This is a genomic window from Flavobacterium sp. NG2 (genome assembly GCF_034119845.1).
In the GTDB taxonomy this organism is placed as follows: Bacteria; Bacteroidota; Bacteroidia; order Flavobacteriales; family Flavobacteriaceae; genus Flavobacterium.
In genome coordinates, this window is the sequence record NZ_CP139420.1 from 3,457,001 (window position 1) to 3,481,660 (window position 24,660).

Below are 24,660 nucleotides of genomic sequence, written 5' to 3' on the forward strand. Positions count from 1 at the left end.
ATCAATTTGATTACAGTATTCTAAAATCACTAAAACTATGAAAATTCTCTTAACAGGTGCAACAGGCTATATCGGAAAACGACTTCTACCCCTTTTGGCGGAGCAAGGTCACGATATTATCTGTTGTGTGAGAGATAAAAATCGTTTTAATTTTCCTGAAAAATATAGAACCCAAATCACCATCATTGAAGTCGATTTTACCATAAAAGAAACCTTAAAAAACATTCCTACAAACATTGATGCGGCTTATTATTTAATTCATTCCATGTCTGTTTCGGCTACGAATTACGATGAACTCGAACGAATTTCTGCTGAGAATTTCATTGCTCAACTCAATCAAACAACTGTAAAACAAGTTATTTACTTAAGTGGCATAGTCAATGATAAAAACTTATCTAAACATCTGGCTTCACGCAAACAAGTAGAAGAAATTCTAAATCAAGCTAATTTTGCCACAACTACTTTGCGTGCTGGAATCATCGTGGGTTCGGGCAGTGCTTCATTTGAAATCATAAGGGATTTGGTCAACAAACTTCCTATCATGATAACACCTAAATGGTTAAATACCAAATGCCAACCCATAGGAATCTCGGATGTATTGCTATTTCTATCCAAAACATTACACAATCCACAAACCTATAATAAAAGTTTTGACATTGGTGGACCAGATATTTTAACCTATAAAGAGATGTTATTGGCTTTCGCCAAAGCAAAAAAACTAACGCGTTACATATTCACCGTTCCCATAATGACTCCCAAATTATCCTCTTACTGGCTCTATTTTGTTACCTCTACTTCATATAAACTTGCCGTATCTCTCGTAAGTAGCATGAAGGTCGAAGTCGTTTGTAAAAACAATGACATTAATAAAATAGTAAATATCACCCCTATATCGTATGAAGAAGCGCTTGCCAAGGCACTAAACAAAGAACAGGAAGATAATGTAGCCTCGAGTTGGAAAGATTCCTTAATCAGTGGCCGTTTCAATACTAATATCTCTCAATTCATCAAAGTCCCAAAAAAGGATTGTTTCATAGATAGACGCAAAAAAGAAATCAAAGACCATAACTATACCATTAATAAAATCTGGTCTATAGGTGGCGAAAACGGTTGGTATTATGCAGACTGGCTATGGGGATTAAGAGGTTTTATAGACAAACTTTTTGGTGGCGTGGGCGCTAGACGTGGGCGTACCAATAAACAAAATATAAACGCAGGTGACACACTAGATTTCTGGCGCGTATTGTACGCTAATAAAGACGAAGGAAAACTAATTCTATATGCCGAGATGAAACTTCCAGGCGAAGCTTGGCTTGAATTCAAAATCATCAACAACTACTTATATCAATCGGCTACTTTTAAACCAAAAGGTTTTTTAGGAAAACTCTATTGGTACTCGGTTTTACCTTTTCACGGATTCATTTTCAACGGCATGTTGAATAAATTAATTGGCTAGTTTTTTTTGGAGCTTTATCCAGCTATCCGCTCTATCTTTTCTTTTTTTGAAAGAAAAAAAAGAAAAGGATGCCGCTTCTATCTGGGCTAGGGGTTTGGTGCATTAAAAACTATTTTGTTCAAAAAAACTCATATGTTAATAATCATTTCAAAATCCCTGCCTTATAAGTAGCAATCGCTCTATCCCGAGCAAAAGCATGTTCTACCATCGGTTCGCCATAACCCAAATCAAACTCCGGAATCCATTTTCGAATATAAATTCCTTTTTCGTCAAACTTTTTCAATTGAATTTCAGGGTTGAATACTCTAAAATACGGCGCCGCATCGCAGCCCGTTCCCGCTGCCCATTGCCAGTTCCCTACATTGGCTGACAAATCATAATCTAATAATCTCTCAGCAAAATAAGCCTCACCCCATTGCCAACTGATTAATAAATGCTTGCATAAAAAACTCGCTACCACCATACGCACACGGTTGTGCATATAACCTGTAGCATTCAGTTCGCGCATACCGGCATCAACCATCGGATAGCCTGTATTTCCGGAACACCATTTTTTAAACTCTTCCTCATTATTACGCCATTGAATACCGTCATACGAAGCCTTGAAATTATTTGTCACTACTTTAGGGAAATGAAACAATATTTGCATAAAAAATTCACGCCAAATCAATTCACTCAAAAAAACAGCATTGGTTTTAGACGCCCATTGCGCTAACTTCCGAACGCTAACAGTCCCAAAACGCAAATGTGGTGACAAATACGAAGTGGAATTCAGTGCTGGAAAATCACGAGTTTCATGATAGGTCTTTATTTGTGATAAATTATGAGGTTTCACTTTAATAGCACTTTCCTCAAAACCGATATTTTTTAATGATGGAAAATCAAAATTGCTCTGATAGAATTTAGAAAAATAATCAGCTGTTGCGTAGGCTGTTATTGGCAAGAGCGTTTTAAACTTTTCCAACCATTTATTTTTATAAGGCGTATAAACGGTATAAGGCAAACCATCGGCTTTTGTAATTTCGTTTTCTTCAAAAATGACTTGATCTTTGTGAGAATAAAAAGCAATAGTATTCTTTTGTAAAAGTGCTGCAACTGAGTGGTCACGTTGAATTGCATACGGCTCATAATCTTTATTCAAATGTACTTCTTGAATATCATAGCTTTCAATTAAAGACTCCCAAACAGACATTACAGTTCCTTTTTTAACCAAAAGTGAACTATCTATCTTATTTAACGTTACATTAATCCCAGCTAACGAATCATAAATAAATCCGACTCTAGCATCATTTCTGGGTAAATTCTCTAAAATGGAATCGTCAAAAATAAAAATAGGAATTACAGGAAAATCAGATTGTAAAGCTTGATACAATCCTAGATTATCATCCAAACGTAAATCGCGCCGGAACCAAAAAATTGTTACTTTTTCTTTTGTCATGTAGTTGTTTTTCTATTAGCTAATCCCTTTTAATCTGTTAATCAAAGCGACTGAATCACAAAGAATAGCTGTTATGAATTAAAAATTTCATTCACCATTCTTTCACGGTGTTCAAAAATGGCTTTCAATTTATTTTTAACAACTAATGTATTCATTATTTGACCTAAAAAGCCTAACGGCAACCCATAATGCACAACATCCGTCATTTTCACTCCTTTGTCAGTAGCTTCAAAAAAATGTTTGTGATGCCACATCGCATAAGGACCAAAACGCTGTTCGTCTATAAAATAACTTCGGTCTTTTACAATTGTAATTTCAGTAACCCAAGGCAATTTAATCCCTAAAAGCGGACTAACCTTATACTGAATAATCTGACCTGCATACATTGATTTTCCATCATAATCTGTGATGATAAACCCCATGTCTTCAGGCGTTATTTTTTGCAAATTCTTTGGATTAGAAAAGAAAGCCCAACATTCATCAAGACTAGCATTAACATACTGTACTGTTTCCTTTTTATAAAGTTTCATTTCGTTTTAATTTATTTTCAGATTGATACATTAATACCAAAGTCATTAATAACATCGAAAAAGCATAACCTACATCTTCAATAGGAATAGTAACCAGCCGAATGCCTAAATTTTCAGCATCATTATAATACACCACCGGTTCGTCTATAAAACTTCCTGTTAAGATTCCGTTGACAATTGCAAAAGGAATCAATATTATTAAGAAGGTTATAAAAAACGTTTTTAAAACAGTTGGCGTTTTACGAATAGTATAAGTCAACAACAGTAATAAAAAACCATAATTGACTGCCGTATACCATTTGTCTAAATTGAAGATGAGGACTGGAAAAATCACAATCACGATTCCCCAATATATCCTTTTCACAGTCACATCACTCAAAGCCACTTTGGGCAAAAAATATTGAAAAGCAAAATGAATGAATAAACTTGCATAAGGAATACAAAAAAAGAACAACCATTCCTCAATGGGCAAACCTAGAATTTCAATACCTGTATGATACCTTGGATTAAAATGCCAAACACCCATTTTAGTGAATAACACATCCCAAATAATAAAAAACACAGCTGTTGTCAACAAAGCAGGAAATAAAGATTTCCAACGTTTACTATACTGCATTCTTTTTTCAAAACTGTATAAAAACGGAATGATGAAAGAAGCGATATTTAGAATTAGATATAGTGACATTGTTTTTTGTTTCAAGTTTTTTTTTGTTTCAAGTTTCAAGTTCTAGACAAAGATTTCACATGATGCATCTAACATGAAACTTTAAACCTGAAACTAAAAATTTACTTTTTCCAATACTTAAAAGGAACAAACAACATCCCAAAACATTCGCCTTCTTCTTTGCCTAAATGCTTATGATGTACTTTATGCGCTTTTCTTAGTCCTATTAAATATTTATTCTTGGTGTTTTTGAACCATTTAAAACGTTGGTGAATCAATACATCGTGTATCATAAAATAGCAAAAGCCATAAAGTGTTATGCCAAGGCCTATAAAAAACAAATAATTAAAATTAGCCTCAGCTCCATAATAGAAAAGTATAATACTCGGAATGGCAAAAATCACAAAGAATATATCATTACGTTCAAAAACATTGGCGTATTTAGGTTGGTGATGGTCTTCATGAAAATACCACATAAATCCATGCATAACGTATTTATGTGTCAACCATGTGACGCACTCCATCAATAAAAAGACTCCGAGGGTTATTAAAAAATAAATCATAATTACACTAATTTTAATTTATAGGACACAAATGACTTGGCCAACAAACCAAACTTGGTATAATTAGACACCCTAATTCTGGCATTTCCTATTTGGTGTGAAGGCGTTTTTTCTAATTTATATAATAGCTTTTTATAGTAAACATAAGCGGTATAAACCCCAAATTTAGCTTCGATAGGCAACTTAACAATACCCTGATACGCGATTTTGAAATCTTCTTCAATCTCATCGATAATGGATTTTTTGGATTTTTCATCAAATGATTTTAAATCTACACCAGGAAAATAATTGCGATTCAAAATCAAGTTATCGTCTTTCAAATCCCGTAAGAAATTCACTTTTTGAAAAGCTGATCCCAATCGCATCGCTTCGGCCTTAAGTTGGTTATACTTTTCTTCATTTCCTTTTACAAAAACTTTCAAACACATCAATCCTACAACATCAGCAGAACCATAGATATATTCATTGTACTCTTCTTGGCTATCGTAATTTTGCTTCACCAAATCCAATTTCATACTTTTCATAAAAGCTTGCACTAAATCATCAGTAATATTATATTCTTTGACTGTGTGCTGAAATGAATTTAATATCGGGTTCAAACTAATCCCAGCCTTATAGGCTTTATAATATTCTTTTTCGAAATCATTGATTAGAAACTCTTTATCATAGCCATGAAAAGAATCTACAATCTCGTCAGCAAAACGTACAAAACCATAAATGCTATAAATGGCGTCTCGTATACTTGGAGACAACATATAAACGGCCAATGAAAAAGAGGTGCTATAGTTTTTAGTGACCAACTTACTGCACTTAAACGAAACGGTATCAAATAATTCCTTCATAACTTTATGATTCTAAAAGTTGCTTATTGATTAATTCTGAAACAAGTTTTCCTGAAATTAATGCAGGTGGAACTCCAGGTCCAGGAACAGTTAATTGTCCCGTGAAAAATAAATGTTGTACTTTTTTACTTTTCAATTTCGGCCGTAAAAAAGCAGTTTGTAATAAGGTATTAGCCATTCCATAGGCATTGCCTTTATACGAGTTGTATTCTGAAACGAAATCATTTTTGCAAAATGATTTTGAATAAACGATGTTTTCTTTAACCTTTTGCTGAGTAATCGTTTCAAAGCGGTTTATTATTTTATCAAAATATTCCGTTCTCAATGCCTCCGTATCGTGAATTCCTGGCGCTAGTGGAATTAAGAAAAAACCAGATTCCATTCCCTCAGGAGCTGCTGTTTTATCCGTCATGGATGGAAAATTAGCATAAAACAAAGGCTCTGCAGGCCATTGAGGTTCATCATAAATATCTTTTGCATGTTGCTCAAAATCGACATCAAAAAACAAAGCATGATGCGATACATTTTTTATTTTTTTATTAAACCCCACATAAAACAACAATGATGAAGGGGCAAAAACGCGACTGTTCCAGTATTTTTCAGAATAGGCTCTATGTTTTTCATCCAAAAGCGTTTCAGTGTGATGGTAATCTGCACCACTTAAAACAATATCCGAATCGATTCGCTCGCCATTGACAACTATAGCTTTGGCTATTTTATCTTCAACTATAATCTTTTGGATATTCGAATTGGTTTTGAAATTCACCCCTAATTCGATGGCTAAATTTTCCATGGCTCTCACCACATCAAACATTCCTGTTTTAGGATGCCAAGTTCCTAAACCAAAGTCGGCATAATTCATAAAACTATAAAACGATGGCGTATCCGAAGGTTTAGCGCCTAAAAATAAAACAGGAAATTCCAGAATCTGAATAAGTTTTTTATTTTTAAACTTCTTACGGACATCTTTACTAATAGTGCTAAAAAACTGTCCTAGCTTTATAGTTGTTTCCAGAGTTACCAATTCGAGAGGCGAAACTCCCGGACGATACACTAAGTCTTTGATCGCGATATCGTAATTACTTTTGGCTACAGCCATAAAATCACGTAAGTGTTTTCCACTCCCCTTTTCAATGGATTCAAAAGTTTGTTCAATATCGTTTAAATTATCAGCTATGGCAACACAATCACTCATACCATAATATACGTTGTAGGCTGGAGAAAGTTTTACTAGCTCATAATAATCGGTTGTTTTTTTGCCAAAATCAGCAAAAAAACGTTCAAAAACATCAGGCATCCAATACCAACTTGGTCCCATATCAAATGTAAAACCATCCGCTTTAAATTGTCTGGCTCTGCCACCAATAGATTCATTCTTCTCAAAAACAGTCACTTGATGACCAGCTTTAGCCAAATAACAAGAAGCTGCCAAAGCAGAAAAACCAGAACCTATTATGGAAATATTTTTTTTCATTTTTTGATTATTCAACTATTGGATACTCACTTATAATTTATGGAACAAGTCCGTTAAAGCATTAAAAACAGTAACACGTTCTGGCAATAGGTTTGTTTCCACATCTTTTACCTTTCTTCCTAAAAGCCAAATTTCATTAGTTTCGTCCAATAATTCTACTGCCATTTGTGCTATATATTCCATGACTTCACCGTTTTCTGGTTGAACTGTAAAATAAGACACAAACACTATTGTTGAAAAATGATTCTTTAAATCTTTTAAATTGTCAATAGGCATACTTTCACCCAGATAAATTACTTGATAGCCGCTATTGACTATCTCATAATTCAAATACAACAAGCCTAAATCGTGAATTTCATTCAATGGCAAAAACAACACAAAAACCTTATCAAGTTGTGTGGGCTGATTTACGCTTGCTTCATGAATATTTAATAATACTTTTTGTCTAATAATATGACTCACAAAATGTTCATGAGCCGGAGTAATTGTATCGGTTTGCCATAAAGCACCTATTTCTTCTAATAAAGGAATAAAAACATCTTGAAATATTTGACGAAATGTTTTCTCTTGCGCTAACCAATTATATGTATTAATAAACAACGAATGATCAAAATTCATCATTGCTAACTTAAACATATTAATGGCGTGATTATCCGCATTTTTATCTGAAACTATTTTTCTAACAAACTCGGGAATTTCCTCTTCTGTGCAGCTGGCTATTCTTGAAATTTTATATCCATAATCTTGTAAAAAAACAACATTCAAAAGCTTTTGAAGACTTTTCAAATCATAGACTCTAATATTAGTTTCAGTGCGAATAGGGCAAAATAAATCATACCTCTTTTCCCAAATACGAATGGTATGAGCTTTAACACCTGAAAGGTTCTCCAGATCCTTTATTGTAAACGTAGTTTTAATATTGTTTATCATTTTTATAAAAAGATTAAACAAATATACGAAAATTTATTAAACCCAATTACTAATTATACTTTTTCAAATAAAATCATTTCAATTCACCTTTGAATTACAAAAGTTTACACAATAAACAAACAACAATCCCTACTTCTAAAAACCAAACATTCATTTTTCTTTTTGGCATTCATCTGCTCGATTGCTATTATTTTCAATTCTATTTATCGGAAAAGCTAGCAAAAAAAAAGTACTTCTTAATAGCCAATAGTTTTAACATAAAAGGAGCTACCAAAATCATTTTTTTTAATAAAAATTAATCTAAATATTTATTCGTTAACACAAACCTAAAATTAATAGTAATAACCTAAAAAAAATCAAAAAAATACATTCAAAGTAATTGATTTTCAGTATCTTTACTGCTATATTATTTAATTCTATTTTTGATTAAAATAAAAAACTGATAACTAAAAAGTCACTTAGATTTAGACATCAACCTTTTTATTAAAATACCACTAAATAATATCACCTGCGCTACACCCAATTTTTACTAAAACCTACAGTAAAAAACTTGTTCCAATTAAAAAATTACTATCATGAAAAAAATTGATATGGATATTCCATTAAAATCCGTAACACTAAAAGGAAGCTTAGTAATACCTGAAAAAGCCAAAGGAATTGTTGTGTTTTCAAATGGAAGTGGTTCAAATAGGGCAAATTCAAGAACAAAATTTTTAGCAGAATTACTTCAAAAATGCAATATTGGTACACTTGTATTTGATCTTCTTACTGAAGAAGAAGAATTGGTATACGAAAACAAATACAATATTGACCTTCTTGTTAGTCGATTGATTGAAACTACCGAATGGTTAATGCAAAAAAAATCAATAAAAGATTTACCTATTGGTTATCTGGGTTCCAACACTGGAGCAGCGGCAGCCATGAGAGCAGCAGCTTATTTTGGAAAAGTTATAAAAGCAGTTGTGTCCCGAGGAGGTAGACCTGACATGGTTATCAACACATTAAATCAAATTTCGGCTCCAACCTTATTAATTGTTGGAGGTATTGACGTTCCAATAATAGGTATGAATAAAATGGCCTTTGACGAACTACAATCCATCAAAGAAATGAAAATTATTCCTAGAGCCACACAACTATTCAAAGAACCAGGAAAACTACAAGAAGCAGCAGAAATGGCTATAACATGGTTTAATAGACATTTTAGCAAAAAAGAACAGTTATCATACTAATTCGATAAACACATAAAATAAATAAGTGGACTGAATTATATAACTAATTCCTATTTCTATTATACAATAGAATCCCTTTCATTTAATAGATACTAGAAAAGTTTACAAAAATACATACCCGTTGAGTGAAATTAGTTTTTAAAAGATTTCACCCAACGGGTATTCTTATATTTACAATTCTCTATCAAAAACACAAAAAACTATCTTTAACTGATAGCTTTCGGCCTTTAGTACAAGATTTGGTCAACAAAACCAAAAATCATTTGTCTTACGGCAAAATAAAATTTACATTTGCAGCAGTTTAACTTTTACATATAAAATGAAGCCTAACACACAACAATTAAACGATTTAACGATCCAAGTAAGAAGAGACATTCTTCGAATGGTACACGCTGTAAACTCTGGACATCCGGGAGGTTCTCTTGGCTGTACTGAATTTCTAGTAGCCCTATACCAAAACTTAATGGAACGTAAAGAAGGTTTTGACATGGACGGAATCGGTGAAGACCTTTTCTTCCTTTCAAACGGACATATTTCTCCTGTTTTTTATAGCGTTCTTGCAAGAAGCGGTTACTTTCCTGTATCTGAATTAGCAACTTTCCGTTTGATCAATTCAAGATTACAAGGACATCCTACTACGCATGATCATTTACCAGGAGTACGTATTGCTTCAGGTTCTCTAGGTCAAGGTTTATCTGTTGCTATTGGTGCGGCTCAAGCTAAAAAATTAAACAACGACAAGCATATTGTTTACACACTTCACGGTGATGGTGAATTACAAGAAGGTCAAAACTGGGAAGCGATTATGTATGCTTCTGCAAAAAATGTTGACAACTTAATTGCAACTGTAGATTTAAACGGGAAACAAATTGATGGTACTACAGACGAAGTATTAGCAATGGGAAGTCTTCGTGCTAAATTTGAAGCTTTTGATTGGGAAGTGATTGAGATTACTAAAGGTAACGACTTAGAATCAATTATTGCCGGAATGAATGAAGCGAAAGCAAGAACAGGAAAAGGAAAACCAGTTTGCGTTTTATTACATACTGAAATGGGTAATGGTGTTGATTACATGATGTATAGCCACGCTTGGCATGGTAAGGCACCAAATGATGCTCAACTTGAAAATGCTCTAGGTCAAAATTACAACACAGGAGGCAATTCAGATTATTAAATTTTAGATTAGAGATTAACAATTTCTGATTTTAGAACTTAGCACCTTAGAGTCTTATTGGCTCTGTAACTCAAAGAAAAAATGAAAAAATATACAAATACAGGAAGTAAAGATACTCGTTCAGGTTTTGGAGCGGGAATGACTGAATTAGGTCAAACTAACGAAAATGTGGTAGCACTTTGTGCCGACTTAATTGGTTCATTAAAATTTGATGATTTCAAAAAAAATCACCCAGAACGTTTTTTCCAAATCGGAATTGCTGAAGCAAACATGATTGGAATTGCAGCTGGTTTAACTATTGGTGGTAAAATTCCTTTTACAGGAACTTTCGCTAACTTTTCTACAGGAAGAGTTTACGATCAAATCCGTCAATCAGTAGCTTACTCTGAAAAAAATGTAAAAATCTGTGCTTCTCACGCTGGATTAACATTAGGAGAAGATGGAGCAACACACCAAATCCTTGAAGATATTGGATTAATGAAAATGTTACCTGGAATGACTGTAATCAACACTTGTGATTACAACCAAACCAAAGCAGCTACTATCGCGTTAGCAAAACATGAAGGACCAGCGTACTTACGTTTTGGTCGTCCAGTAGTTCCTAACTTTACTCCTGCTGACGAAGAATTCGTAATTGGAAAAGCGATTCTTTTAAACGAAGGTACTGATGTAACTATCGTTGCTACAGGACATTTAGTTTGGGAAGCTTTGATTGCTGCTGAAGCATTAGAAGCCAAAGGAATTTCTGCTGAGGTTATCAACATCCACACAATTAAACCATTGGATGATGAAGCTATCTTGAAATCAGTTGCTAAAACAAAATGTATTGTTACTGCCGAAGAGCATAACATCCTTGGAGGTCTTGGAGAAAGTGTTGCTAGAGTTTTAGCATTAAACACTCCTGCACCACAAGAATTTGTTGCTGTAAACGATAGTTTTGGTGAGTCTGGAACTCCTGAGCAATTAATGGAAAAATACAAGTTAAACAATCAAGCAATTGTTGAAGCTGTTGAAAGAGTGATCAAAAGAAAATAATTCTTTTACTCTTATATAAATTACAAAAAGCTGTTTGAAATCTTTCAAACAGCTTTTTTTATGGTAGCTATTTTTGATAAAATATACACCTCAAATTTCACCATTAAAAAATTAAGTTTAATAATTTTTTTTAATTCTTAAATATCGTAAAACATATTTTAAGAAATAAAACTCAAATCTTAAATATCATTATTTTCTTAAATGGTTTAAAAAAATAAGCTCATAGTTATAAAACTTTATCTCGTAAATACGAGATTGTTTCCTTTGGATAAATTAGCATCAAATTGATATCCTTCATAATCGAATCCTTTTAAATCTTCAATCGTTTCGGCCCCCGTATCTATAATGTAACGCACCATCATTCCTCTGGCTTTTTTAGCAAAAAAACTAATAATCTTCAACTTCCCATCTTTGTAATCTTTAAAATCTGGAGTAATTACCGGTACTTTCAAAGCTTTTACATCAACAGCAGAAAAATATTCATTACTTGCCAAATTCACAAACAACTCCCCTTCCTTCAATTCTTTATTTAAAGCTTTGGTGATAACTGGTTTCCAAAACTCATATAAATTTTTATGTTCGCCAATTGGCATTTTTGTTCCCATTTCTAAACGGTAGGCCTGAATTAAATCCAAAGGTTTCAAAAGACCATATAAACCTGATAAAATACGCAGCTTGTCTTGCAACACCACTACTTTTTCAACAGGAATTGAAAAGGCATCTAAGCCTGTATAAACATCCCCATCAAAAGTATAAACCGCAGGTCTAGCATTCTCAACTGTGAAAGGTGTTTTCCATTCTTGATTGCGTTGCCAATTCAAATCAGCTAATTTTTCAGAAATACTCATTAAATCTGATAATTCAGCTGGTTTTTTAGTTTTTAAAACTTTATGAACTTGACGAGATTCTTTCAAAAATGATGATTCACTAAAGTTAGACGTAGGGAGTTCTTTATCGAAATTGAGTGACTTGGCAGGTGATATTACAATTTTCATATTGGAAATTCTTATTCTTATTTTTTTTACAATCCAAAAGTACAAATTGAATAACAACAAATCGTCTTTCAACAATTGAAATCTACAATGACAGGATAAAAAATAAAGATAGTATTAAAGTAGATTTGTTTTATTTTTGCCAAAAAATAAATACAAACACTAACAATGAACACTACCCCCGTTTCAAAACCCAGTTCGATTTTTAATGCAGCTGTTATTGTTGCTGCCTTAGGTTATTTTGTAGACATTTATGACTTACTGTTGTTCGGAATTGTACGAACAGATAGTCTGAAAGATTTAGGCCTTGTGGGAGATGCTATTCGTAATCAAGGTGAATTTCTTATAAGTATGCAAATGGGCGGAATGCTTTTTGGAGGGATTTTATGGGGGATTCTTGGCGACAAAAAAGGAAGGATTTCAGTACTTTTTGGTTCTATTTTAATATATTCTGTGGCCAATATTGCGAACGGAATGGTTACTACAGTTGAGGCTTATGCTTTTTGGCGCTTGATTGCAGGAATTGGACTTGCGGGCGAATTAGGTGCAGGTATCACTTTGGTAACAGAAAGCTTACCCAAGGAAAAACGAGGATACGGAACAATGATTGTTGCTTCGATTGGAGTTTCAGGGGCTATAGCTGCATATCTAGTGTACCAAATATTTCAAGATTGGCGTTTGTGTTATTATGCTGGTGGAATTCTGGGGATATTATTACTTTTTATGAGAATTAGAATTAATGAATCTGGGATTTTCAAAAAAGTAGCTGAAAGCAATGAGAAAAAAGGAGACTTCCTCTCTTTATTTTCAAATAAAAAACGTTTTTTAAAATACATGCAATGCATCCTAATCGGAATTCCTATTTGGTTTTTGGTGGGGGTTTTAATTACTTTCTCACCAGAATTTGCAAAAGCATTAAATGTCGAAGCTGCTGAAACAGTATCTGCAGGGCAGGCTATTGCTTGGTGTTATTCAGGATTAGTCTTTGGAGATATTGGTAGCGGATTATTAAGTCAATGGTTCAAAAGCCGTAAAAAAATTGTGTATTTATTTTTAATACTCAACTTGGCAATGGTCTTTTTGTTTTTAAACTCATTTGGCATTTCAGTACAAGCGTTTTATTTTATCTGTCTTGCCATGGGATTTTCTGTTGGTTATTGGGTATTATTCATTACTATTGCAGCAGAACAATTTGGCACTAATATTCGAGCAACTGTAACGACAACAGTCCCAAATTTCGTTAGAGGTTTACTGCCGTTAATCATTTTAATTTATACATTCTTTAGAGACGACTTATTAAACGGTGATATTTTAAAAGCTGGTATGATAGTAGGTTGTTTACTTTCAGCAATTGCGGTATTAGCACTTTGGAAATTAAAAGAAACATTTCACATTGATTTAGATTATATCGAAAGAGAACATTAAAATATCACAAAAAAACATAACCAACTAATAACCAAACACTTTAACAGAATCGATTATAAACGAAAACGTTATCTATTGTAAGACTAAAAATCGAATAAAAAACCAAAACTCAAATTATTCTACAAAATCAATTTAATATAGTCTTATTTAGTTATGGAATTACTAGCAAATTCGGTATTTTTGAAAAAAATTAAAAAACAAAAGATAACATATAGTATCTAGAAATTAAACTCCTATGAGAAAAAGAATAAAACAAATCTATAAATCCGATTTATTTAAAGAATTTTTTGAGAATGAAAAATCAAGTGGACTTGTACTAATTGGTTGTACATTAATTTCTTTATTCCTAGCCAATTCCCTTTTTGGAGAACAATACCACCACGCTTGGCTAACACCAATTGGAGGTCAAACATTAGAGTATTGGATTAACGACGGATTGATGACTATCTTTTTTCTATTAATTGGTTTAGAGCTTGAAAGAGAAATATACATAGGAGAATTATCCAATATAAAGGATGCACTACTGCCTATTTTTGCAGCCTTAGGAGGTATGTTGGTTCCTGCAGGATTGTACTTATTATTAAACCAAGCTGACATCACACGCTCCGGAGCCGGAATCCCAATGGCTACTGATATTGCATTTGCTTTGGGAGTCCTATCATTACTAGGTAATCGAGTTCCTTTATCATTAAAAGTTTTCCTTACAGCCTTGGCCGTTATTGATGACTTAGGAGCCATATTAGTAATTGCTGCTTTTTACACTAAAACATTATTTTGGATTAATTTACTTTCAGCTTTAGGAGTTATGCTTATTTTGTTTGTTTTAAACAGAATGAAAGTCGTAAAACTATACCCTTACTTAATTGGAGGAGCTATTATGTGGTACTTTATGCTAAATTCAGGTATACATGCTACTATTACTGGAGTTCTTTTGGCTTTTGTCATTCCTTTCGAAAAAGGTGAAAAAACATCCATCTCTTATCAGTTACAACATTTTTTACACAAACCTGTTGGTTTCTTTATCCTTCCTCTTTTCGCATTAGCTAACACTGCGATTGTTTTAAGCTCTAATATTGGAGAAACATTAGAACAACATTACAGTATCGGAATTGCATTAGGACTTATTTTAGGAAAACCAATCGGAATAGCCTTATTTAGTTTTCTTGCTGTATCAGTAGGATTATGTAAGCTCCCAGATGATTTAAATTGGAAAACAATTATCTCAGTAGGATTCTTAGGAGGAATAGGGTTCACAATGTCTATTTTCATCACCTTGCTTGCTTTTGAGGACCAAGAGATTATCAACAACGCTAAATTTATTATTTTACTTTCCTCACTTATGGCAGGTATTATTGGTTTCCTATTTTTAAAACAAACCTTAAAAGGAACCAAAAATGAAAAAGCTAGTTAGTGACTTCCTACGCTTTATCAACCTTAATCAAGGGGAAGAAGACAGAAGAAAAGTATTAGAAAATGTTAAATCTAACATTTCCTTTAGCGGTTCAAATCTTTGGATTTTAGCCTGTGCTATAGTAGTAGCCTCTGTAGGGTTAAATGTGAATTCTACAGCGGTTATAATCGGTGCCATGTTAATATCTCCTTTAATGGGACCTATTGTTGGCGCCGGTTTCGGACTAGGAGTCTATGATTTTTATTTACTCCAAAAATCCTTAAAAAACTTAATGGTGGCCACCTTAGTAGGCTTAGTTGTATCCACACTATACTTTTATATTAGTCCATTCAAAGAAACACAACCTGAGTTACTGTCAAGAACGGCTCCTAATATTTATGATATAATCATTGCCTTTTCAGGAGGATTAGTTGGAGCAATTGCAATTACTCGTGTTGAAAAAGGAAATCCTATTCCTGGAGTTGCTATTGCTACAGCTTTGATGCCTCCATTATGTACCGCTGGCTATGGCCTTGCAGTTGGGAATTATCGATTCTTTTTTGGAGCAATCTATTTATATGCCATTAATTGTGTTTTCATCTGTATATCTACATTTTTTATAGTCAAATATTTAAAATACCCTACAAAAAAACAGCTTACAGACAAATACCAAACAAAAGTAAAATACATTATTTCGACCCTAATTACAATTCTAATCTTACCTAGTATTTTCTTTGCTTATCAACTATTTCAAGAAAAAAAATACCAGCATGCCGTTGACATTTATTTAGAAAAAGAATTTTCTAGCAAAGGAATTGCTATTTTATATAAAAAAACCAAATTCAATCAAAACCCAAAAAAATTAGAACTTGGCTTTCTCTCTAAAAAATTTACAGAAAAAGAAATTAAGGCCTTAAATGAAAAATTAAAAGCCTACGAAATCAATAACACCAAATTATTGATTATGCAAGATACAACCGATTTGAAGAGCGATATACTTAACGAAATAAAGTATAACAAATCAGTCCTAAGCGAAAAAGATCTTGCTATTTTAAATTTAAAAAAACAAATAGAAGACAACAAATACAAAAACAAAGCACTATTAGCAGAAATCAAAATACTATTTCCTGAAATTGTTAATATATCCATCGCTAATCACACTTATAACGAAGAAACAGATAGCGTAAAAACAGTGCCAATTTTAATTTACAAAAGTACTAAAGTCCTCGAAAAAGAATCAGAGAAAAAATTAGCTAGTTGGCTAGAACAACGCTTATCCAAAAAGTCCATCGAGATATACAGCCAAAAATAAAATTGATATTTTGGCACTGTACCAAAAACTGTGTGTAAATATTAAAAACTGTTGTTTGTCGCCGAATTAGTAATTTTGTCCAACACCTAAATCGAAAAAGGCTCCGATAATAAATCGAAGCCTTATTTTAATTACAATAACATTTAATGAAATCTATTGTTAATTTTTCCAATAGTTATTAAACTCCACCATTTTTTCTTTACCAAGTAGTTTATTTACCCTAGCAAAATGTACTTGGTTTATTTCTTTAAGTTTTGCAGCTTCTTCATCAGTTGATAGCCCTTGAGATTTTAGGTCTTTAACTTTTGCATATTTTTCTTTAACAAAAGTTCGTAATTGATTCGCTTGATTTTCTTCTAATTTTAATTCTTTTATAGCTCCTTCAATATTTTTTGCTTCTTGTGCAGTAACACCTAGTGTAAGCATTAATAAAAACGCTGATACAATTAATTTTTTCATTTTAATTTCTTTTAATGGTTATGGGACAAATATAGAAAAGACAAAATAGTAAGATGGACCCCTTCATGTATTAAAGACATTTGTTATACATATGAAATCATTTATTATTAATCACATTACTATTTTAGGATAATTCATCCAATTATTTGTAGGCCTTTTATCAATTTATAGTTTACATTTATCTTATAAAGCTAAGCTACAGTAGCAACTTTTTTTTGGTCATCCTTTAAATTTTGGTTGCTTTTTCTGTTGTTCTGATTTGGTTGTAGGCCTCAAAAAGAGCCTCCACTTCAGACTGGTATTTTGGATTGTTAATAAGGTTCTCGATTTCTTTCTCTTCTAGATTGTCGTTCAAATTGTAAAGTGCAAAAGGTTTTCTGATTTGGTCACTTTTATCTTTTTTGTCAAAAGCTATAATTAATTTCCATCCGTCTTGGGTAATGATGGCTTCTTTGGAAGTTCCTGATTGAGAAATGATATACGGATGCACAGGCGATTTACTTTTTCTTAATAAAATAGGCAGTAAATTAGCCGAATCGACGGCCTGACCTTCAGGTATTTTTTGGTTGGTTACTGCGGCAAGTGTACCCAAAATATCCAATCCTACAATAGGAGTTTCCGATATGGATTTGGCTTTGATTTGTCCTGGCCATGAAACAATAAATGGCACACGATGTCCTCCTTCATAAGGTTGGTTTTTTCCTCCGCGGTAAATATCACTTGATTTGTGTCCAGATTGGGCTGTCTCCTTAATTTGCAAGCCTCCATTGTCTGAAGTGAAAATAAAGATGGTATTCTCATACTCCCCTTTTTTCTTTAGAGCCGCTATGAGCATTTCTATTTGCACATCTAGCTCTTTAATCATGTCCATATGAGCGGAAGGGGTTGTGCCCGCAATTTTTTTGCCGTTCAATTCTTTTGAAGGCGAATGAGGCAAATGCACCGCTAGCGAACAGTAATACATAAAAAAAGGACTTTTTTTATCTGTTTTTTCAATAAAATTAACCGCTTTGTTTACTAAAAGGGGCCCCATATTGTGTGGATCCCAAGCAGTGTCTCCTAGACCTTCCTCTTTGTCGAGCGTAACGCCAATTTTCGTCATGTTTTCTTGCGAAATAAATCCGATTTTTGAATTACTTTCCAGAGGCATCCATTTTTCATTTTCATAAACGGCATAGGGCACGTTTTGAATTCCAGATGGAAACATCAAACTGTAGTCAAATCCGTTTTGTTTAGGACCATTACCCGCAATTTGGCGAATATCAACATCCATTTCAATTTTCTGACGTGAACCTTGGTAAATTTTGTTCGGGTTATCCTTTTCGTAAAAATCGGATCCAAATCCCCATTTCCCAAAGAAAGCCGTACTGTAGCCCGCATTTTTCATTAGTTTTCCTAGTGTGAGTTGGTCGGGCTTTACCGCAGATTCTTGGTAGGATCCCCAAACGCCCCAAGGCGCATAACTGCGGTAACAGTTGTTCCCCGTCATAATGGCATAACGTGATGGAGCACACAAAGCGGCCGGTGCATGTGCATCTGTAAAAATCATTCCTTCTCGCGCTAATTGATCTAAGGCAGGTGTTTCTAATACAATTTTATCCGAGTGTAATTTACGGTAATATGACAAATCTCCTGTTCCTATATCATCGGCGAGAACAACAATTACATTCGGTTTTTTTTGAGCTGTAACACTTAAAGCTAGTGCTAGACTAAGTGCTAAAAGGATGTTTTTTTTCATTTCTTTAATTTTAATTTTTTTTGGGCGTGCCCCAAGGGTCGGGCTATACACTGCAATCTTGTGGCGGCATAAATGCCAGCCGCCACAAGGATTTCCGTTCCTATCCCTCACGCAAGCCCCTCGCTGATAACACGCTTTATTTTTTTAATAAAAGCCAATTTAAATTAACTATTTTTTCCATACCATGTTCCCCAATGAAGACCACGACAATATTTTGCTTTCCTGTAACTTTTTCGAGTAATTTAGTTTCAATAGTTTCCCATAAATTCCATCCTCCTGTATATTTCACTGGGAAATCGGCAATGAGTTTTCCTTTGGGATTATCCAATCGAACTTCAAAATGACCTATTCGTTGTCCACAGGCTATTCGAGCTTCCATTTTCGTGGCTGAGCCATCATCAAAATTAACCTCGTTGAACTTTACATTACTCATCATTTTAGTATCACAAACCATCCAACCAATAGGTTCGATGCCTCCCACAAAATTGGTATTCGCATTATTGATTTCGTTATAGCGGTCCACTTCAATTTTCTCCCCAATAGTTGGCGAACCTATACCTCTCATCGTTGGTTTTACTTTTTTAAAACCACCTTTATCATCCATTTCTAAATAATCAGCTCTAATCGAACGAAGTTTGTTATAACCACTAATATCCCACCAATGGTAAAACAAAATCCACTTACCTTCATAATTCACAATCGAATGATGATTGGTTCCATTACTAATATTATCCATGATTTTACCTCGGTATTCAAAAGGACCTAACGGACTTTTACTGGTTGCATATCCAATCGTATATCCCTCATTAGGGAATACATGAGCAAAAGTCAAATAATACAAGTCATTAATTTTGATAGGAAAGGAACCTTCTTTGTACCCTGCAGGCAAGCCTTCCACTTTGATGGGCTTGGCGGCTACTTCAATCATATTATCTTTTAAAGGTGCTACAAATAAATCCTGACCTCCACCATAATACAAATATGCTTTATTATCGTCATCTAGCAATAATCCTGGATCAATTCCTGAAACCTCAGCAATATAATTTTTTTCCCATTTAAAAGGACCTGTGGGACTTTTAGAAATACCCACCCCTATACGTCTAAAAGCCGACTGGTCAGCTGGTTCAGCTGGGTAAAAGTAATAATACCAATCTCCTTTTTTGATGCAATCAGGTGCCCACATTCCGTTAGAATCTTTTTTACCCCAAGGCACTTGATTTTGGTCTAAGATAACACCATAGTCTTTCCAAGTATTACCATTTTCTAGCGAATACATATGATAATCAGGCATGCAAAAACGAGGCGCTTCTACTCCTTCTTTGGGTACAATATCGTGTGATGGATAGACATATAATTTTCCATCAAAAACACGAGCGGTTGGGTCAGCAGTGAAAATATCGGTTACTAAAGGGTTTTGCGCTATCAAACATTGAAGCGATAACAATAGACCACCGATAATTATTTTTTTGGTCATTAGTAATAGTTGTTTTATTATTGATACTTACTTTTTTTGGAGCTAAGGATTTAGAGTACTCAACTTACATACGCAGCCGCTTACTTAATAACTGCCTTAGCCCATCCACTTCCTTTGAGCGCACACCACAAAATGGATTCGTCCTCTGGGTCTGGTTTCAAGTCGGTAATGGTATCGGGTTGTCCTAAATTTTTATTGATTTTGATCCAAGTTTTCCCTGCATCCGTTGAGAGATAGGCTCCTGGATTGACATTAGTAGCGCCTTTGGCTTCGTTTTGAGCCGCTACTACCACAGTAATCAAATTAGGATTTAATGGCGAAGTTTCGGTTTGCCATACATAAGGCATATCGAATATTTTTTCCCAACTTTTTCCATTGTTTTTGCTTCTCCACACGCCACCTTCGTCAAAAGTACCCATTTTAGTTCCACAAGAAATGTAAATATCCTTGGTCTTTTTATCTACAAAAACGTTGTTTACTGATTTAATTGCCGACGGAATGGCAACGGCTTCCCAACTACTCGCACCATTGGTTGTTCTGTATAAACCACCCAAAACTCCTTTCTTTCCTTGGTTTGAAGCAGCATATAAAACCGAAGGATTTTCAGGATCCATCGCAATTCGGTTCACACTAGCGCCTTCAGGCAAACCTGTATTACTCAAGTTCCAAGTTAAACCTCCATCGCTACTTTTCATCACACCTAAAATTTTAAACTCGTCCGATAATCGACTATCACTAACCTCCGAAATGGCATTGGCAATAACCGTAAAATAGATGTTTTTGGGATTCTTATAATCGATAACAAGGGAATATTGAAAAATATGCTCCGATGAAGTGTTTCCTGTCCAAGGCAAAGGAACAGAAAGGTCTTCCCATGTTTTTCCACCATCAGTACTGCGTCTGAAAGCACCGCGATGGTCTTGTCTGAACATCAAAATGTAAATTGTATTGGGATCCTTAGGATGAACGGCTACTGAAGCAATCGAGGTTGCTCCCTTTTCATTAACCTGACCTTCAATTTGCTTGACCGCAACCGCATTTTTATCTGGATAATCATCTAAACTTGCGTTTTCCCATAAACCGTGTTCGCCACTACAAAAGAATTTGCGTCCTTTGATACCGGTGTCCAATAACATAAAACGGCCTGGTAAATTGCTTCCGCCACGACCTACCCAATGTTTGCTACCCGATTTGGTTTCGATATCATCTACTTGTTCCCACGATTGACCTCCGTTATTGGAACGTAAAATTTGTTGTTCGATGCAAATAAAAAGTTCGCCTTTAGTATTGATTTGCATAAAACGATTACCTGAAATTTCGGTACGATGATCAATTTCCGCTTGAAGGTGTGCAAATTTAGTGTTTTCACCTAATGGATTGTTTCGGGATTCCCAATACCCTTTGTCTTTATTAGCAGCCCAATCTTTACCTGTACGAGCGGTAGCCATCCAGTGCTTTCCTCCATCGGTAGTTTTCCAGACATCACCAGGACCAAAAGCCTTATCGTGTTTTACATTGTGCGAAATGTAGATTTCGTCTTTGTTCAAAGGATTTACCACTAAACGATTGAAGGTCGTAAACATTTCAGTTGGTAAATTAGGATATTGCTCCTTGATGCTATTCTCTGGTTTTCCAAACCAAAAAGCCATCGTTTTCCAATAGCCTCTTATAGCATCATAAGTCGTGATTTTAGTGTAATCCAAAGCTATATTTCCTGAAATAGACGACCAGTTTTTACCGCCATCCGTACTTTTATAAATACCTCCTTTTGCTTTTAGGGTTTTACCATCGGGTATATAGAACGTTTGTTCGAGTACATAAAGTACAAACTCTTTTGTTTTTGGATTGTAATAAGATGTCATATCACGAGGTAAATTGTTCGGCAAACCTGTAGCGCTGATTTCCCAACTTTCGCCTTGATCCGTACTGCGATACACCCCCGAATTGGTTGCCATGATGATATTTTTCGAATTGTTTGGATCCACGATAATCCGACCTACATCCAACGTTTCAGGCAAGCCTTTGGTGATTTTTTTCCAAGTTTTACCTTTGTCGGAGCTTTTTAGAATATTACCATAAGATGCGTATTTATAAACCACCCCTTTAAGATTATTAAGGCTTCTGTGATTGGCTTTTACGTTCCAAAAATCGCCACTACCCACGTACCAATTGTTATCATTTGAAGGATCCACAGCCAAACTCGCATAACGGCCTTTACTCATAAAATCAGGCACTTTGTTCCAGTTTTTCCCTGTATTATCTGTTCGATATAAATCTCCTCTCACATCAATAGCTAAACCAAAAGAGGCGGTTTGGCGAGAAAATTCAATGGCTTGCACCCGACGGATATCGCTACCATTTCCATCATAATCTTTGATAGTATGCCATGATTTTCCGTTATCCCAAGTACCGTAACTATTGAACATATCGGGTGACATGAACATTACATTGGTATTTGTGGGATGACACCAATATTGTTCGCAATAACCCGCCATTCCTGGACCAAATTGATGCCACTCCACAGCATCAGTAGAAGTGACTTTTTCAGTTTGTAATTTTTTGAAATATTTTTTATCTAGTTGAGCGTATCCTTGAAACGAAAGGCTAGCCAAAAAGAGAAGGATTATTGTTTTTTTCATGGTAAGGGTTGTTGTAAATGGTACTGCATTGCGTGAGGGATAGAAGCGAAAATCGTTTTGATGGCGGACTTTTATGCCATCTAAAGATTACTTCACTTAGTAATAAATTTTAATAGGAGTTCAGTGAACTGCCTTTGTAGCCGATAGCCCGACCCGTCCCGAAGCTTCGGGATTGCGGAGGGACACGCCCAATAAAAGAGTTTAATCCTCATCTCCTCCTTTATTTTTTTTCTTAGTTCCTTGTTTAGTGGCTTGCTTTTTATCTATTTCATCAATTTTAGCTTGATCTTTATCGGACAAAGGGCCGTTTGGACTTTCAGAAAATTTGTCAAAACGGGGTAAAATGGTTTTGAATAAATCTCTTTCTTTTCGTTGTTCAGCTGTGGCTTTAGACCAATCTGTTATGAAAGGAAAACTGATTAAATCGGCTGGTGTCTTAGAGACATCGTACCATTTATCTTTTCCATCTTTCAGAACGGTGTTACCACGAATTAATTGCATGCCAACACTATACGAATACAACCAATCACGATGCGTTTTTTTGTTGGTTGTTAAAAAAGGAACTAAACTTTCACCATTGATTTCATAATCTTTAGGTAAACTAACACCTGTGAGTTCAGCAATCGTAGGAAGAACATCAGAAATATTTACTAATACCTCTTGTTTTCCTTTTTTAGTCATTTTCATTCCTGGAGCATACACTATAAATGGGACATGACACCCTTTTTGACTAACAGGACTGTTTTTTCCATAACCACTAGTTCCGTTATCAGCACAGAATATAAAAATGGTGTTGTTTTCAATTTTAAGGTCTTTCATCTTTTTCAAGTACAATGAAACTTGGTAATCAAGATAATTAACATGATTGTGAATTCCAGGACCAGTTACGGTTTCATGGGTGTCATATACTCCTTTTTCTCCTGTTATATTAGGCTGCGTACGAGTATATTGTGTTCCGTTCCATTTGACAATGGGTGTTCCAGGCCATTTATTATTTTCTGTTGGATGCAAAAAATCCATAGCATCATGTCCTAGATGTGAGGTATGATAGATAAAGAAAGGTTTGTTTTCTTTGGTTTTTCGCTCCATAAAATCCAAAATAAAATCTAGTTCCACATCAGGACCATAGGTATTGGTGCTATAGTTTTTAATGCTTTCGGGGGTGTTAGGCCACCATTGGTACTTCTTTTTTGATTTGGGTTGATTCAATAACAACACATGAGGTCTCCAGTACCAACCATCTTGCGCATATGAATTTACGATAGCACCATTATTGACATTGACCAATTGCTTTTTGCCGTCTATCATTTTTTCTTCTAAACGGAAATCTGTAAACGGATTGGTTTCCATTTTACTAGAAGATTCGCCTGGAGTAAAAATTCCTTCATCAAAATCAAATTTTTCTAAATCGGCACTTCGCATTTGGGATTTACCTGCCCAGATAGAAGCGTAGCCCGCTTTTTTAGCAATAGTTCCTATCGTATAAGGAGAACTGGAATATAAGTTGTAAGTCGTTAATTTTCCGTTTTCATCTGTAAATTTCCCGATGTGTTTGTTATCCCACCATTTATGTAAATGAGCATATCGCCCTGTCATCATCATGGCTCTACTGGGTGAACAAACCACTCCCGCCCAAGCTGTTGTGATATAACAGCCTTCATTAGCTATCTTATCTAAAACAGGTGTTTGAGCTCTATACTGTTTATCCGAGGTATCACCTCCAGACGGCGGACTCCATACAGTAGAACCATAAATGGGAAGCTCACGTGCACTAATATCGTCAGCAAATAAAAGAATAATATTAGGTCGCTGGTTGTTATTTTTTTGAGCAAAACCAGTAATCGTAACAGCGGTCAACAATACATAACAGAATATTTTCATTGGATAAATTTTGTG

At 34.5% G+C, this 24,660-nt stretch carries 20 protein-coding genes; 7 read left to right on the forward strand and 13 right to left on the reverse strand.

The window, feature by feature from the left end; genetic code table 11:
- The first annotated feature begins 37 nt into the window (after nucleotides 1-37).
- Complete coding sequence (locus tag SLW70_RS14090; RefSeq protein WP_320889238.1) at nucleotides 38-1,456, forward strand: SDR family oxidoreductase; 1,419 nt, start codon at nucleotides 38-40, stop codon at nucleotides 1,454-1,456.
- Between the two features lie 142 nt (nucleotides 1,457-1,598).
- Here the strand turns inward: SLW70_RS14090 and SLW70_RS14095 are convergent, their stop codons facing one another.
- The 7 genes from SLW70_RS14095 to SLW70_RS14125 form a co-directional block, all read right to left on the reverse strand.
- Nucleotides 1,599-2,894, reverse strand: a complete 1,296-nt coding sequence (locus SLW70_RS14095) for a deoxyribodipyrimidine photo-lyase (RefSeq protein ID WP_320889239.1) — start codon at nucleotides 2,892-2,894, stop codon at nucleotides 1,599-1,601.
- A gap of 71 nt (nucleotides 2,895-2,965) precedes the next feature.
- Nucleotides 2,966-3,424, reverse strand: coding sequence for an SRPBCC family protein (locus SLW70_RS14100; protein ID WP_320889241.1), 459 nt, complete (start codon nucleotides 3,422-3,424; stop codon nucleotides 2,966-2,968).
- The gene (locus tag SLW70_RS14105) at nucleotides 3,411-4,109 is read right to left on the reverse strand and encodes a lycopene cyclase domain-containing protein (protein ID WP_320889242.1); all 699 of its coding nucleotides are present in this window, start codon (nucleotides 4,107-4,109) and stop codon (nucleotides 3,411-3,413) included. The genes SLW70_RS14100 and SLW70_RS14105 overlap by 14 nt, the downstream gene beginning before the upstream one ends.
- A 101-nt stretch (nucleotides 4,110-4,210) precedes the next feature.
- Nucleotides 4,211-4,651 (reverse strand): sterol desaturase family protein, encoded by a 441-nt coding sequence (locus SLW70_RS14110; RefSeq protein WP_320889243.1) that lies wholly within the window; start codon nucleotides 4,649-4,651, stop codon nucleotides 4,211-4,213.
- A 2-nt stretch (nucleotides 4,652-4,653) separates the two neighbouring features.
- Complete coding sequence (locus SLW70_RS14115) at nucleotides 4,654-5,493, reverse strand: phytoene/squalene synthase family protein (RefSeq protein ID WP_320889244.1); 840 nt, start codon at nucleotides 5,491-5,493, stop codon at nucleotides 4,654-4,656.
- A gap of 4 nt (nucleotides 5,494-5,497) precedes the next feature.
- On the reverse strand, nucleotides 5,498-6,967 hold the full coding sequence (locus SLW70_RS14120; protein ID WP_320889245.1) for a phytoene desaturase family protein: 1,470 nt from the start codon (nucleotides 6,965-6,967) through the stop codon (nucleotides 5,498-5,500).
- Nucleotides 6,968-6,997: 30 nt separating this feature from the next.
- Entirely contained in the window at nucleotides 6,998-7,897 is a 900-nt protein-coding gene (locus SLW70_RS14125) for a MerR family transcriptional regulator (RefSeq protein WP_320889246.1), read from the reverse strand.
- 575 nt (nucleotides 7,898-8,472) lie between these two features.
- On the opposite strand from SLW70_RS14125, the gene SLW70_RS14130 reads away from it, so the two are divergent.
- From SLW70_RS14130 to SLW70_RS14140, 3 genes are all read left to right on the forward strand, one after another.
- Nucleotides 8,473-9,126 (forward strand): alpha/beta hydrolase, encoded by a 654-nt coding sequence (locus tag SLW70_RS14130; RefSeq protein ID WP_320889247.1) that lies wholly within the window; start codon nucleotides 8,473-8,475, stop codon nucleotides 9,124-9,126.
- Between the two features lie 319 nt (nucleotides 9,127-9,445).
- Complete coding sequence (locus tag SLW70_RS14135; RefSeq protein WP_320889248.1) at nucleotides 9,446-10,300, forward strand: transketolase; 855 nt, start codon at nucleotides 9,446-9,448, stop codon at nucleotides 10,298-10,300.
- Nucleotides 10,301-10,381: 81 nt separating this feature from the next.
- Nucleotides 10,382-11,335: a transketolase family protein gene (locus SLW70_RS14140; protein WP_320889249.1), complete on the forward strand. Its 954-nt coding sequence runs from the start codon at nucleotides 10,382-10,384 to the stop codon at nucleotides 11,333-11,335.
- Between the two features lie 236 nt (nucleotides 11,336-11,571).
- Here SLW70_RS14140 and yaaA read toward each other — a convergent pair whose 3' ends face one another.
- Complete coding sequence (gene yaaA, locus SLW70_RS14145) at nucleotides 11,572-12,330, reverse strand: peroxide stress protein YaaA (RefSeq protein WP_320889250.1); 759 nt, start codon at nucleotides 12,328-12,330, stop codon at nucleotides 11,572-11,574.
- A gap of 165 nt (nucleotides 12,331-12,495) precedes the next feature.
- Between yaaA and SLW70_RS14150 the strand changes: the two genes are divergently transcribed.
- The 3 genes from SLW70_RS14150 (at nucleotide 12,496) to SLW70_RS14160 (ending at nucleotide 16,454) form a co-directional block, all read left to right on the forward strand.
- Nucleotides 12,496-13,752 carry an MFS transporter gene (locus SLW70_RS14150; protein ID WP_320889251.1) on the forward strand — a complete coding sequence of 419 codons (1,257 nt, stop codon included), beginning with the start codon at nucleotides 12,496-12,498 and terminating at the stop codon, nucleotides 13,750-13,752.
- 235 nt (nucleotides 13,753-13,987) lie between these two features.
- Nucleotides 13,988-15,163, forward strand: a complete 1,176-nt coding sequence (gene nhaA / locus SLW70_RS14155; protein ID WP_320889252.1) for a Na+/H+ antiporter NhaA — start codon at nucleotides 13,988-13,990, stop codon at nucleotides 15,161-15,163.
- The gene (locus tag SLW70_RS14160) at nucleotides 15,147-16,454 is read left to right on the forward strand and encodes a TIGR00341 family protein (RefSeq protein ID WP_320889254.1); all 1,308 of its coding nucleotides are present in this window, start codon (nucleotides 15,147-15,149) and stop codon (nucleotides 16,452-16,454) included. The genes nhaA and SLW70_RS14160 overlap by 17 nt, the downstream gene beginning before the upstream one ends.
- Before the next feature lie 159 nt (nucleotides 16,455-16,613).
- Here SLW70_RS14160 and SLW70_RS14165 read toward each other — a convergent pair whose 3' ends face one another.
- The 5 genes from SLW70_RS14165 to SLW70_RS14185 all read right to left on the reverse strand — a co-directional run bounded on the left by SLW70_RS14165 (nucleotide 16,614) and on the right by SLW70_RS14185 (nucleotide 24,645).
- Nucleotides 16,614-16,913 (reverse strand): hypothetical protein, encoded by a 300-nt coding sequence (locus tag SLW70_RS14165; protein WP_320889255.1) that lies wholly within the window; start codon nucleotides 16,911-16,913, stop codon nucleotides 16,614-16,616.
- Between the two features lie 226 nt (nucleotides 16,914-17,139).
- A complete protein-coding gene (locus SLW70_RS14170; RefSeq protein ID WP_320889256.1) occupies nucleotides 17,140-18,651 on the reverse strand; it encodes an arylsulfatase in 1,512 nt (503 codons plus the stop codon).
- 136 nt (nucleotides 18,652-18,787) lie between these two features.
- Entirely contained in the window at nucleotides 18,788-20,125 is a 1,338-nt protein-coding gene (locus tag SLW70_RS14175) for a family 43 glycosylhydrolase (protein WP_320889257.1), read from the reverse strand.
- A gap of 80 nt (nucleotides 20,126-20,205) precedes the next feature.
- On the reverse strand, nucleotides 20,206-22,764 hold the full coding sequence (locus SLW70_RS14180) for a VPS10 domain-containing protein (protein ID WP_320889258.1): 2,559 nt from the start codon (nucleotides 22,762-22,764) through the stop codon (nucleotides 20,206-20,208).
- Nucleotides 22,765-22,965: 201 nt separating this feature from the next.
- The gene (locus SLW70_RS14185; protein WP_320889259.1) at nucleotides 22,966-24,645 is read right to left on the reverse strand and encodes a sulfatase-like hydrolase/transferase; all 1,680 of its coding nucleotides are present in this window, start codon (nucleotides 24,643-24,645) and stop codon (nucleotides 22,966-22,968) included.
- Between the last annotated feature and the right edge of the window lie 15 nt (nucleotides 24,646-24,660).